Here is a 13,117-nt window from a genome sequence, read left to right as displayed (position 1 = left end):
ATCACCATGCCCGTCGCCCCAGCCGGTCCGGAGTTCTCGATCTGGGAGATCCCGTTCAGCCACTCCGGATCCTGGTTCAACTTCTCCCCGGTGGTCGCGGAGAGGACCTACGCGGACGACGTCCACCTGGTCTCGCACCAGACCCGGCTGCACCCGGTGCTGCGACTCGTTCCGCACGTCGGCGGGGCCTCGGTGGAGACCGCCGTCACCGCGGTGCCGTCCCGGCTGGTGTGGACCCGCGGCAAGGGCCGGATCGAGCTGGCCTACGAGTCGGACGACACCGTGCGGGTCCGGGGCGACGGGCTCGGCCTGCGCATCCTCGCCGCCGACGCCGCGCTGACCCCCTTCACCGGACCGTACTTCCTGCAGGACCCGGTCGACGGCTCCTACCTGTTCACCCTCTACGAGACCGGCCGCCGCTACCGCGTCACGGTGCTCACCGGACGGCCCACCACCGTCACCGGATCCCAACAACTCGGCACGGCCGAGCGGGGACTCACCCTCGGCGACCACCGGGCGTGGGAGCTGGCGATCGAGGAGTACGACAGCGCCCGCACCCCCTACCGCTCGGTGCGGACCTTCGACCAGGTCGCCGCGTCCGCCGCCACCGAGTTCAGCCGGTACGTCGACGCGGTCGCCCCGTGGCGCAGCGTCGACACGCCGGCCGCCGAGCTCGCCGCGTACGTGGTGTGGTCGGCCACCGTGCGCCCCGCCGGATTCGTCACCCGGCCCGCGGTGCTGATGTCCAAGCACTGGATGGACAAGGTGTGGAGCTGGGACCACTGCTTCAACGCCCTCGCCCTCGCCACGGGCGCGCCGGAGCTGGCCTGGGACCAGTTCCGGCTACCCTTCGAGCACCAGGACAGCGCCGGCGCGCTGCCGGACTCGGTCACCCACTCGGAGGTCCTCTACAACTTCGTCAAACCACCCATCCACGGCTGGGCCCTACGCGAGCTCCGCCGGCGCATCCCCGGACTCCGGCGGGAACAGCTACTGGAGGCGTACCAGGGGCTGGAGCGTTGGACCCGCTTCTGGCTCACCGCCCGGCGGGTGCCCGGGAACGAGTTGGCGCACTACCAGCACGGCAACGACAGCGGCTGGGACAACGCCACGACCTTCGACCCCGAACGCGTCGTCGAGTCCGCGGACCTGGCCTCGTTCCTCGTACTCCAACTGCGCGAGCTTGCCGACCTGGCCGGCGAGCTGGGCCTGGCCGGCGAAGCCAGGTCGTGGCGACGCGCGACGGAGCAGATGCGCGCGGCGCTGCTGGAGCTGTGGACACCCGAGGGCTTCGTGGCGCGAGCCGCACTCACCCAGCGGACCTGGACCAGCGCCAGCCTGATCGACCTCATGCCGGTCCTGCTCGCCGACGAGCTGCCCGACGCGATACGGCAGGTCCTGGCCCGGCGCATCCAGCGGCACCTGACGCCGTACGGCCTGGCCACCGAGCTGACCACGTCACCGCACTACCGGGCCGACGGCTACTGGCGCGGACCGATCTGGGCGCCGACGACGGTGCTCGTCGAGGACGGGCTGCGCCGCGGCGGCTTCACCGCACTGGCCGACGAGATCAGCAGCCGTTTCCGGGCACTGTGCGAACGCTCCGGGTTCGCCGAGAACTTCGACGCCCTCACCGGCGCCGGGCTGCGCGACCGCGCCTACACCTGGACGGCCAGCGGCTATCTCATCCTCGCCGCCGGCTACGAACACCGGCGCCGCCACGGCGGAGCCACCGACAGCGTCGCCACCGAAGAAACCAACATTCTCTCCTGATCGGAACGACAACGGTCAACCGGATCGTGGTCACGGCACTGGCCACACACTCGGTGCCGGAGCAGTGGTGTGAACGCTCACTGCGCCGTGGAGCGGAGAACAGCCCAGGGTTGACACCTAATGTCGATCTATCTATGTTAACGCTCATCCATGCCAGCGACCGCTTCGGCGCGGCGGGCGGCTACCGGCCGACCGGCAAACGGACGGAGGAGCGATGTCCCGATCCCGCCCGACCCGCGCGCTCGCCAGCGCCCTGGTGCTGGCCGGTGCGCTCGGCACGGTCCCGGCCGCCGGCTCCACCGCCTCGGCCGCACCCGGCTCCACCGCCTCGGCCGCTGTCACGACCGACTACGCGGCCCCGGCAGCGACCGACTACACCGTCGAGGTGGACGCCGCCGGCACCGGCCCGGCGATCGCCGACACCATGTACGGGGTGTTCTTCGAGGACATCAACCGGGCCGCCGACGGTGGGCTCTACGCCGAACTCGTGCAGAACCGCTCGTTCGAGTACGACCCGGCGGACAATGCCGGGTACACCGGGATGACAGCCTGGGCCCCGACCGCGCCGGACGGGGTCCGGGGCACCGTCGGAGTGGTCGACGACACCGGGCGGCTCAACGAGCGCAACCGCCGCTACCTGCGGCTGGACCTGCCGTCCGGCGGCCAGGGCTACGGGGTGGTCAACGCGGGCTACAACTCCGGCATCCGGCTCGACCGCCAGCGGTACTACGACTTCTCGCTCTGGGCCCGCACCGGCGCCGCCGCCGGCACGCCGCTGACCGTCCGGCTCACCGACCCGGCCGGCGCCAACCTCGCCCCGCCGCTGCGGATCGTGGTGCGCGGCGACACCTGGACGAGGTACACCGGCACCTTCCGGGCCACCGCGACCAGCAGCACCGGCCGGCTGGCGGTGACCGGCACCGGCGGCGGCACCGTACGCCTCGACATGGTCTCGCTCTTCCCCCGGGACACCTTCAAGAACCGGCCGAACGGGATGCGGCGGGACCTGGCGGAGAAGGTCGCCGCGCTGCGGCCGGGCTTCCTGCGCTTCCCCGGCGGCTGCCTGGTCAACACCGGCAGCCACTACGGCTACACCGCGCCGAACTACGAGCGGCGGCGCTCCTACCAGTGGAAGGACACCGTCGGACCGGTCGAGGAGCGGGCCACCAACGCCAACTTCTGGGGCTACAACCAGTCCTACGGGATCGGCTACTACGAGTACTTCCAGTTCGCCGAGGACATCGGCGCGATGCCGCTGCCGGTGGTGCCGGCGCTGGTCACCGGGTGCGGGCAGAACCGGGCCACCGACGACCCGGAGCTGCTCCGCCGGCACGTCCAGGACACCCTGGACCTGATCGAGTTCGCCAACGGGCCGGCGACGTCGGAGTGGGGCGGCCTGCGGGCCCGGATGGGGCACCCGGCGCCGTTCGGGCTGACCCATCTCGGGGTGGGCAACGAGGAGAACCTGCCGGACGAGTTCTTCACCCGGTTCCAGCAGTTCCGGGCCGCGATCGAGGCCGCGTACCCGGAGATCATGGTGATCAGCAACTCGGGGCCGGACGACGCGGGGGGCACCTTCGACCGGCTCTGGCAGCTCAACCGGGACGCCGGGGTCGAGATGGTCGACGAGCACTACTACAACAGCCCCGAGTGGTTCCTCCAGCACAACGACCGGTACGACTCCTACGACCGGGCCGGGCCGAAGGTCTTCCTCGGCGAGTACGCCTCGCAGGACAACCGGTTCTACAACGCGCTGACCGAGGCGGCGTACATGACCGGGCTGGAGCGGAACGCCGACGTGGTCCGGCTGGCGTCGTACGCGCCGCTGCTGGCGAACGAGGACTACGTGCAGTGGCGGCCCGACCTGATCTGGTTCAACAACTCGACCTCCTGGCCGTCGGCGAGCTATCAGGTGCAGAAGCTGTTCATGACCAACGTCGGCGACGAGGTGGTGCCGAGCCGCGCCTCCGGGACACCGGGCACCACACTCCCGATCACCGGCGCTGTGGGGCTGTCGACCTGGGCCACCAGTGCGGCGTACGACGACGTCACGGTCACCGCCGCCGACGGCGCCACGCTGCTCCGGGACGACTTCTCCGGCGGTGCCGGGCAGTGGACCCACGCCACCGGGCGGGGCTCGTGGTCCGTCGTGGACGGCGCGTACGTGCAGTCCGACGCGGTCGCCGAGGACACCATGGTCACCGCCGGCGACCCGGGTTGGCGCGACTACGACCTGCGGGTCACCGCCACCAAGCGGTCCGGCCGGGAGGGCTTCCTGGTCGCCTTCGGAGTCCGGGACACCGGCAACTTCTACTGGTGGAACGTCGGTGGCTGGAACAACACCCAGACGGCGGTGGAGAAGGCCAGCGGCGGCGGCAAGCAGACGATGATCGCCAAGCCCGGCAGCGTCGAGACCGGCCGCGCCTACGACCTGCGGATCTCGGTACGGGACCGGACGGTGACGCTGTATCTGGACGGGCAGGAGTGGGGCAGCTTCACCGACGACCGGGTCGCCGAGCCGTTCCGTCAGGTGGTCACCCGGGACCGGGCCACCGGCGAGCTGGTGCTGAAGGTGGTCAACGCACAGGCGTCCGAGGCGGCCACCCGGATCGACCTCGGCGACCGGGTGCGGGTCGGCTCCACCGCCCGGGTGACGACCCTTAGCGGCGGCCCGGACGACGTCAACACCGCCTCGTTCACGCCGATCCAGCCCCGGGAGTCGCGGCTGACCGGGGTCCGGAACAGCTTCTCGTACACCTTCCCGGCGTACTCGGTGACGTTCATCCGGCTCGGCGTCGCGGGAACCGCGACCGGAGCGGCCGGCGTCGCGGGAACCGCGACCGGAGCGGTCGGTGGCGGAAGCATGGAGAGGACGGTGCGGTGAGCACTGACGGAGTCAGCCGGCGCGGGCTGCTGCACGCCGCCGGAAGTGGGCTGGTCGTCGCCGGAGCGGCCAGCGCGTTGCCGCTGGCGTCCGGCGGTGCGGCCTGGGCGGCACCCGACACCGACCGCCGGGCCGAGTCGGCCACCGCCGGCCTGACCACCCGGAACCCGCTGGTCGCCCAGCGCGCCGACCCGTTCGTCACCCGGCCCGTCCGGGGCATGTACTACCTGACCGGCTCGGTGCCGGAGTACGACCGGATCGTGGTACGCGGCGCGTCGACGCTGGACGGGCTGGCCAGCGCGCGGGAGCGTACCGTCTGGCGGCGCCCGGCCGCCGGCCGGATGGGCGGCTACATCTGGGCGCCGGAGCTGCACCATATCGACGGCCGCTGGTATATCTACTTTGCCGCCGGGGACTCCGACAACCCGTTCCGGATCCGGACCTACGTGCTGGAGTCCGCCGAGCCCGACCCGCGCACGGCGGCCGGCTGGGTGCTGCGCGGCCAGCTAACGACCGCCTGGGACACCTTCACGCTGGACGCCACCACCTTCGCGCACCGGGGCGTCCGCTATCTGCTCTGGGCGCAGAGCGAGCCGGGGATCGCCACCAACAGCAACCTGTACATCGCCGCGATGTCCTCCCCGCTGGCCATCCAGGGCGACCCGGTCCGGATCGCCGTGCCGACGCTGAACTGGGAGGTGCAGGGCTTCCGGGTCAACGAGGGACCGGCGGTGCTGATCCGCAACGGCCGGGTCTTCGTCACCTTCTCGGCCAGCGCGACCGACGCCCGCTACTGCGTGGGACTGCTCACCGCAGACGAGAACGCCGACCTGCTCGACGCCCGCTCCTGGACCAAGTCGGCGCAGCCGGTCTTCGCCACCAACGAGAACACCCGCCGGTACGGCCCGGGGCACAACTCGTTCACCGTCGCCGAGGACGGCGAGACGGACGTACTCGTCTACCACGCCCGGGACTACCGCGACATCACCGGTGATCCGCTCTTCGACCCCAATCGGCACACCCGGGTGCAGCGGCTGTACTGGAACACCGACGGCACGCCCAGCTTCGGCGTACCGGTCGGGGACGGTGGACCGGTGCTCCGGTTCTCCCCGCTGGACGCGCCCGACGCCGTCGTCCGGCACTTCGGTTATCTGCTCCGGGTCGAGGGCGGGGTGCGGGAGGTCGCCGACTCACAGTTCCGGCTCGTGCCCGGGTTCACCGGCCCGGGCCGGGTGGCGGTGCAGTCGGTCAACTTCCCCGACCGGTACGCCCGGCTCGACGGCACCGTGCTGCGGATCGACCCGTACGAGGACACCGACGCGTACGCCGTCGCGGCGAGCTTCGTCCAGGTGCCCGGGCTCGCCGACCGGCGGGCGGTGTCGCTGCGGCTGGCCGACGACGCCGACACGTACGTCACGCACGACGGCAACGGGCGGCTGACCGTCGGTCGGCCCGGAGACCGTCGCGCCGACCGGGAACGGGCCACCTTCCGGATCAACTGACCGGGGAAGGCGGCGACGTCTCGGCACCGGACGACGCCTCGGCAGCGGACCGGGGCGTGCGGCTCAACCGACCAGCAGTGGCAGCAGGCTGAGCGAGTTGACCGCGGTGTGCAGGGCGAAGATGGCCCAGATGTTGCGGTGGCGGGCCCACAGATAACCGGCGAGGACGCCGAATCCTCCGTTCCAGGCGAGCATCACCGCGACCATTTCCCACAGTGGACCGTCCCCGATCCGGTGCACGTGCATCGCGGCGAAGAGCAGCGAGGTGGCGACGATGGCGGGCCAGCGTCCGTAGAGCGCCTCCAGGCGGGTCTGCAACAGCGCCCGGTAGAAGACCTCCTCGGCGAGGCTCGCGGTGACGAAGGTCAGCAGCGTGGCGGCGAGCAGGTAGAGCCGGTCGTACTGGCGGTAGCCCGACATGTCCTGGCTGCCGGCGAGCGGGCTGTAGTAGAGCAGGTAGGCCCAGCCGAGCAGGGCGGGCAGCGGCCCCAGCCAGTACCACCGGGTCGGCATGGCCCGCCGGTGTGCCCGGCCGCCCCGCCAGTCGGACGGCCAGCACCGCAGCACCAGCGTGGCGCCGCCGAAGAAGAGGGCGAGCTTGATCGGCGCGTACCAGATGCCGGGGTCGACGGCGAGCACCACGGCGGGCAGCAACAGGGCGATCATGGCCAGCCCGCCGGCCTGCCGGCTGAGTGCGGGCCGCTCGGCGGCTCCGGCGGCGGGCATCGCGGGCAGCCGGAGCGGGACGACCCGGACCAGCAGTAGGCCGACCAGGGTGGCGGCGACGATCCCGGCCAGCGGCTTGGCCGGAGCCTCGGGATCGGCGGAGGTACGCACCTCCGATCCGGTGGACAGCGCCAGTGCCACCGGGGCGGCGATCAGTAGGGCCACGCCGATGCCGGTCAAGATCCGTCTGCGCATGCTGCCAGCGTGCCGATCGGATTCGGGCCTCTCGTCGCCCGCCGTGACGATTCGTCGATACATCCTTCGGTCGATGGCGCCGTTCCGGCGAGGGCGTTGGCCAGCTCGACGCCATGCTGGCGCAGATCTGACTTGCGCTTGGCGCCATAGTGGCGCCATGATGGTGCCATGGACATCACGCAGTACGTCGACAACCTGCGTCAGCAGCTCGCCATCGCTGCCGAGGCCGGCGGAGAGGAGGCGCGCGTCCTGGCCGAGCGGCTCACCGCCCCCCTCGAGTCGGCCGTCCGGCTCACCCTGCTCGACGCGCTGTCAGCCGCGGCGGACGAGATCACCCGTGACCTCGCGCCGGGCTCGGTCGACCTGCGGCTGCGCGGCGGCGAGCCCGACTTCGTGGTGACGCCGCCACCGGTCGACCGGCCGTTCCCCGCCGAGCCGGGGGAGGCGGCGGGCTATCCGGCCCCGACCACGGGTGGCACCGCCGGCCGGCCACCGCAGCCGGACGTCGACGAGGGAGCCGTGGCCCGGATCAACTTCCGGCTGCCCGAGCAGCTCAAGGCCAGGATCGAGGAGTCCGCCGGCCGGGAGCGGCTCTCGGTCAACGCCTGGCTGGTCCGGGTCGCCGCAGCCGCCCTGGAGCAGGACGATCCGGGTCGCCGGCCCGCCCGGCGCGGCGGCGTGCTCGGCCAGTCCTACACCGGATGGGCACGCTAGCCGTGCACCCGCCCGCTCCCTCTCCCACTCCCGGTCTCGCTCCCGACGCACACGCCGTCTTCCGCGAGGGGATGGATTCGGCGCACGCGCCGCACGGCACCGCGCGGCGCCCCGACCAGCCTGACCCCAGGCGCCAGCCCGACCAGCCCGTCCCCGGGCCCCAGCCCGACCAGCCGGTCCCCGGACGGTGGCCCGACACCGCGCCGCCGGTCTCCTACCAGTCCCAGAAGGGCGATCCCATGCAAACGTTCGACACTCCGGCACCGATCTCCGCCACCGTGGAGCTGGTGGTCGGGCACGTCCGCATCGACGCCGACGACCGGGCCGAGACCACCGTCGAGGTGCGGCCGAGTGACCCGGCCAAGGAACTCGACGTCCGGGCCGCCGAGCAGACCCGGGTCACGTACGCGGACGGCAAGCTCCTGGTCAGGACGCCGAGGCTGCGACAGCTGTTCAGCAACAAGGCCGGCTCGATCGACGTGTCGATCACGCTGCCCGCCGGTTCGGAGCTGCGCGGGGACGCGGCGGCGGCGGACTTCTCCGTCGAGGGTCGGCTCGGCGAGACCCGGGTCAAGACCCAGCTGGGCCACATCCAGCTCGACCAGACCGGCTCGGCACACCTGCACACCAGCAGCGGCAAGGTGACCGTCGACCGGATCGCGGGCCGGGCCGAGGTCACCACCCACTCCGGCGCGCTACGGCTCGGCGGGATCGACGGGCCGGCGGTGATCAAGAACTCCAACGGCGGCACCACCGTCGGCGAGGTCACCGGCGAACTGCGGCTGAACGCGGCCAACGGCAACATCACGGTCCGGCGGGCCCTGGCCGGTGTCGCCGCCAAGACCGCCAACGGCAACATCCGGATCGACGAGGTGGTGCGCGGTGCCGTGGACCTCGACGCGGTCTCCGGCGAGCTGGAACTCGGGATCCGAGCGGGGAGCGCGGCCTGGCTCGACCTGAGCTCCACGATCGGCCGGGTGGACAACGCGCTGGACGCCTCCGACGGACCCGCCGAGGCCGAGGAGACGGTCCGGGTACGCGCCCGCACCGTCACCGGCGACATCGTGATCCGGCGTGCCACGCCGACCCCACCCCAGTGACCCCGACCCGGACTCCACCCCAGACCCCGACGACCAGGAGAAGAGTGGACATGACAACGCCATCATCGGCGATCACGGTGACCGGACTGCGCAAGTCGTTCGGCACGCACCTCGTACTCGACGGCATCGACCTCGACGTTCCGGAGGGAAGCATCTTCGCCATGCTCGGCCCGAACGGTGCCGGCAAGACGACCACGGTGCAGATCCTCTCCACCCTGCTCGCCGCCGACGCCGGCGAGCTGCGGGTCGCCGGGCACGACCCGGCCCGGCACCCCGACCGGGTACGCGCGGCGATCGGGGTGACCGGTCAGTTCTCGGCGGTGGACAACCTGCTCACCGGCGAGGAGAACCTACGGCTGATGGCGGACCTGCGCCATCTCGGCCGCCGCGAGGGGCGGAACCGGATCACCGAACTGCTCGACCGGTTCGACCTGGTCGACGCGGCCCGCAAGGTCGCCTCGACGTACTCCGGTGGGATGCGGCGCCGGCTGGACCTCGCGATGACCCTGGTCGGCGAGCCCCGGATCATCTTCCTCGACGAGCCGACCACCGGACTCGACCCGCGTAGCCGGCGCACCATGTGGCGGATCGTCCGCGACCTGGTGGCCGACGGGGTCACCATCTTCCTCACCACGCAGTACCTGGAGGAGGCGGACCAGCTCGCCAACCGGATCGCGGTGCTCGACTCGGGCAAGCTCGTCGCCGAGGGCACCCCGGACCAGCTCAAGCGGATGGTCCCCGGCGGGCACGTCCGGCTGCGCTTCGCCGACGCCTTCGCCCTCGACGCGGCGGCGCGCCGGCTGGACGGCTCCGCCCGGGACGACGACGCGCTCGCCCTCCAGGTGCCGACCGACGGCAGCGTACGGGACCTGCGGGCCCTGCTGGACCGGCTCGACGGCGAGTCGATCGAGGTCGACACGCTCTCCGTGCACACCCCCGACCTCGACGACGTGTTCCTGGCACTGACCGGCCAGGCCAAGCAGAAGCAGGAGACCCTCCGATGACCAGCCTCTCCTACGCCGCCGGCGACTCGTGGACGATGCTGCGGCGCAACCTGCTGCACATGCTGCGCTATCCGTCGATCACGGTGATCCTCGCCGGAATGCCGGTGATCTTCCTGCTGCTCTTCGTCTACGTCTTCGGCGGCACCCTCGGCGCCGGCCTCGGCGGCACGTCCGGCGGCCGGGCCGAGTACGTCGAGTACGTCGCACCGGGAATCATCCTGATGGCGGTGGCCGCCGCCGCCCAGGGCGCGGCGCTCTCCGTCGCGATGGACATGAACGAGGGCATCGTCGCCCGGTTCCGGACGATGGCGATCTCCCGTGCTGCCGTGCTGACCGGTCACGTCGTCGGCACCGTCGTGCAGACCATGATCGCGGTCGGGATCGTGCTCGGCGTCGCGGTGCTGGTCGGGTTCCGGCCGACCGCCGGCCCGGTCGAATGGCTCGGCACGGCCGGGATGGTCGCGCTGGTCGCCCTCGCGCTCACCTGGCTCTGCGTCGCGCTCGGCATGGCGTCCGGAAGTGTCGAGAACGCCAGCAACGTGCCGATGCCGCTGGTGCTGCTGCCCTTCTTCGGCAGCGGGTTCGTGCCGACCGAGACGCTGCCGGGTGGCCTGCGCTGGTTCGCCGAGCACCAACCCTTCACCCCGGTCATCGAGACGCTGCGCGGCCTGCTCACCGGTACCCCGATCGGCAGCAGTGGACCGGTCGCCGTGCTCTGGTGCGTCGGCATCGCCGCCGTCGGCTACTTCTGGGCCCGGGCCGCGTACCACCGAGCCTCCGTACGCTGACCGGCCGCTCAGGGCCAGCACCTCGGTCTCGAACCGTTCTCCCTTCTCCCTTCTCCGTCCTCCGGGTGTCGCCGCCGGAGGACGGAGACGTATGCGCGGGTCACCGGGCCGGTGCCGGACGGACTGGGGTGGCCGACGCCGACGACCAGAGCCGGAAGGTGGCGCTGCCGCCGCACGGCGGGCTCGGGTTCGGCGCTGCCACGGCCGAACCGCTCATCCGGGGATCAGCCCCGATCGGATCGTCGAAAATGTCGGAGGTGCCGACGACAATGGCGCGGGCTCTGGCTCCGGGGCCGCGCTGCTGGTCCGGGGCCTGGGCAGTGACGGCCGGCGGGTTCCGGGCCGTGACATCACCGAGCGGTCGCGACACGAGGAGGAGACAGGGCGATGGAGGGCGTCACGGGGGAGAGCGGACCGGGCTGGCTGCGGGGGCCGCTGCGGCCGTTCCGCAACGGGCAGTACCAACTCCTCGCCGGTGCCCTGATGATGTCGCTGTTCGCCGCCGGGGTGTGGATGATCGCCGTCGTCTGGCAGGTCATCGAGATGGACGGCGGGCCGGGCCAGCTCTCCTTCGTCTCCGCCGCGATGGCGGCCGGCATGCTGGCCAGCACGCTGCTCGGCGGGGTACTGGCGGACCGGATCCCGCAGCGCCGCATCCTGCTGGCGGTGGCCGGGGGCCGGACGGTCGCCGTCGGCCTGGTCTCGGCGCTGGCGCTGACCGACCGACTGCACCTGTGGCAGCTCGCCGCGGTGGGGTTGCTGATCGGGGTCGGAAACGGCTTCCACTATCCGGCATACTCCGCGCTGCTGCCGTCGATCCTGCCGCCCGACGACCTGATGCCGGCCAACGGTATCGAGGGGATGCTCCGGCCGGCGATCATGCAGGCCGCCGGCCCCGCCCTGGCCAGCGTGCTGGTCGCCACCTGGTCGCCCGGCGCCGCGCTGCTGGTGGTGACCGTGTTGGAGGTCGCCGGTGTGGCGTTCCTGCTCGCCCTGCGTCCGGTGCCGCTGCGGCACGGCCAGGCGGCACCGGCGGCCCATCCGATCCGGTCGACACTGGTCGACCTGCGGGACGGCTTCGCCTACATGGGCCGTACGCCGTGGCTGCTCGCCACGCTCCTCTACGCCTCCCTCCTCATCCTGCTGATCATGGGGCCGATCGAGGTGCTGATCCCGTTCGTGATCAAGGATCAGGCCGGTGGCGGCCCCGGGGACCACGCCCTGGTGATGGCGGCGTTCGGCATCGGTGGCGCGATCGGCTCGCTGGGGATGGCCGCGTTCCGGATGCCCCGGCGCTACCTCACCATCATGAACCTCCTCTGGGGGCTGAGCTGCCTGCCGCTGGCCGTGGTCGGCGTCGCCGGTCAGGTCTGGCTGATCGCCTTGGCGGTCTTCGTCGTCGGGATCTGCTTCTCGGCCCCGATGGTCATCTGGGGCACCCTGCTCCAGCGGCGCGTCCCGCCGCACATGCTCGGTCGGGTCTCCAGCCTCGACTTCTTCGTCTCGCTCGTCTTCATGCCACTGTCGATGGCCGTCGCCGGCCCGGTCAGCACCGGCATCGGCCTCGGTACGACGTTCGCGCTCGCCGGCCTGCTGCCCGCCGTGCTCGCCGTACTGGCGATCGTGCTGGCCCGGATGCCGCAGGACGAACTGGCGCACCCGCTCGACGTACCGGCGGAGTCGGCCGACCCGGCGGAGCGACCCGACGAGCCGGCCGGCCAGGTCACCTCGGAACCGGTCGCCGGCGTCCGGTAGGAGCTGGCGCCGCCGTGGCGCTGGTCTGCCATGGCAGGTGCGACGCGGGCCGGCCGATCAGCGGTCGGCCGGTCAGCGGTTGCCCGGGCCGCGTCTCGCAGCGCGGGCCTGCGGCCCCGGTGGTGGCCGGTCCGCCGTCCAGCCTGGTGGCACGCCTGGGCGGGTCGGGCCTGGTGGTACGCCTGGGCGGGTCGGGCCTGGTGGTACGCCTGGGCGGTTGGCCGTCAGCGGTCGTCGAGTTGGTCACGGAACGGGTCGTGGCCGAGCAGTTCGAGGAACGCCTCCCGGACGTCGATCCGGATCGAGTCGCCACGCGCGGCATGGTCCCGGAGGTGCTGGAAGAGCGGCGTCAACCGGCGGATCTCGTCCGCGGAGACGACGGCCACCAGCGGGACGAGGTCGGCTCCCCGGTCGATCTCGATGCTGACGATGCCGGTCGCGGGGATCGCCGCGAACCGGAACGGGCCGAGTCGGTCCACCGTCACCGCAGGCGTACCGGTGCCGCTGCCGGAGCGCGCCGCCCGCAGCGCGGCGATCCGTTCGAGCTGGTACTGCGCCAGCTCCCGGAGCGTCGTCGACTTCCCCGGGTCGTCCCGGATCGCCCGTAGCCGGCGTTCGACGTCGTCAAGGTCGGCCGAACCGTCATCTTCCCGAGAGCCTCGCATCACCGAAAGTT

Annotated in this window: 10 protein-coding genes; 8 read left to right on the top strand and 2 right to left on the bottom strand. The window is 72.1% G+C overall.

From position 1 onward, the window contains the following. The first annotated feature begins 6 nt into the window (after nt 1-6). The 3 genes from Pma05_RS30360 to Pma05_RS30350 all read left to right on the top strand — a co-directional run bounded on the left by Pma05_RS30360 (nt 7) and on the right by Pma05_RS30350 (nt 6,159). Nucleotides 7-1,773, top strand: a complete 1,767-nt coding sequence (locus tag Pma05_RS30360) for an amylo-alpha-1,6-glucosidase (protein ID WP_203860910.1) — start codon at nt 7-9, stop codon at nt 1,771-1,773. Between the two features lie 214 nt (nt 1,774-1,987). Beyond that, nucleotides 1,988-4,657, top strand: coding sequence for an alpha-L-arabinofuranosidase family protein (locus Pma05_RS30355; RefSeq protein WP_203860909.1), 2,670 nt, complete (start codon nt 1,988-1,990; stop codon nt 4,655-4,657). Next, nucleotides 4,654-6,159, top strand: a complete 1,506-nt coding sequence (locus tag Pma05_RS30350) for a family 43 glycosylhydrolase (protein WP_203860908.1) — start codon at nt 4,654-4,656, stop codon at nt 6,157-6,159. Before Pma05_RS30355 ends, Pma05_RS30350 begins: the two co-directional genes overlap by 4 nt. Nucleotides 6,160-6,222: 63 nt before the next feature. Here the strand turns inward: Pma05_RS30350 and Pma05_RS30345 are convergent, their stop codons facing one another. Continuing rightward, a complete protein-coding gene (locus tag Pma05_RS30345) occupies nt 6,223-7,080 on the bottom strand; it encodes a CPBP family intramembrane glutamic endopeptidase (RefSeq protein WP_203860907.1) in 858 nt (285 codons plus the stop codon). Nucleotides 7,081-7,248: 168 nt separating this feature from the next. On the opposite strand from Pma05_RS30345, the gene Pma05_RS30340 reads away from it, so the two are divergent. The 5 genes from Pma05_RS30340 to Pma05_RS30320 all read left to right on the top strand — a co-directional run bounded on the left by Pma05_RS30340 (nt 7,249) and on the right by Pma05_RS30320 (nt 12,441). Continuing rightward, nucleotides 7,249-7,794: a hypothetical protein gene (locus tag Pma05_RS30340; protein ID WP_203860906.1), complete on the top strand. Its 546-nt coding sequence runs from the start codon at nt 7,249-7,251 to the stop codon at nt 7,792-7,794. A gap of 239 nt (nt 7,795-8,033) precedes the next feature. Beyond that, nucleotides 8,034-8,894, top strand: a complete 861-nt coding sequence (locus Pma05_RS30335) for a DUF4097 family beta strand repeat-containing protein (RefSeq protein ID WP_203860905.1) — start codon at nt 8,034-8,036, stop codon at nt 8,892-8,894. Nucleotides 8,895-8,944: 50 nt separating this feature from the next. Continuing rightward, nucleotides 8,945-9,898: an ATP-binding cassette domain-containing protein gene (locus tag Pma05_RS30330; RefSeq protein WP_203860904.1), complete on the top strand. Its 954-nt coding sequence runs from the start codon at nt 8,945-8,947 to the stop codon at nt 9,896-9,898. Then, a complete protein-coding gene (locus Pma05_RS30325) occupies nt 9,895-10,686 on the top strand; it encodes an ABC transporter permease (RefSeq protein ID WP_203860903.1) in 792 nt (263 codons plus the stop codon). The genes Pma05_RS30330 and Pma05_RS30325 overlap by 4 nt, the downstream gene beginning before the upstream one ends. Nucleotides 10,687-11,073: 387 nt before the next feature. Continuing rightward, nucleotides 11,074-12,441: an MFS transporter gene (locus tag Pma05_RS30320; RefSeq protein ID WP_203860902.1), complete on the top strand. Its 1,368-nt coding sequence runs from the start codon at nt 11,074-11,076 to the stop codon at nt 12,439-12,441. Between the two features lie 224 nt (nt 12,442-12,665). On the opposite strand, the gene Pma05_RS30315 is transcribed toward Pma05_RS30320, so the two are convergent. After that, on the bottom strand, nt 12,666-13,106 hold the full coding sequence (locus tag Pma05_RS30315) for a hypothetical protein (protein WP_203860901.1): 441 nt from the start codon (nt 13,104-13,106) through the stop codon (nt 12,666-12,668). Nucleotides 13,107-13,117 lie beyond the last annotated feature (11 nt).

The sequence above is a fragment of the Plantactinospora mayteni genome (assembly GCF_016862935.1).
Classification (GTDB): domain Bacteria; phylum Actinomycetota; class Actinomycetes; order Mycobacteriales; family Micromonosporaceae; genus Plantactinospora; species Plantactinospora mayteni.
The sequence above is the reverse complement of the archived record's forward strand: the minus strand, read 5'-3'. Positions and strand labels throughout refer to the sequence as shown.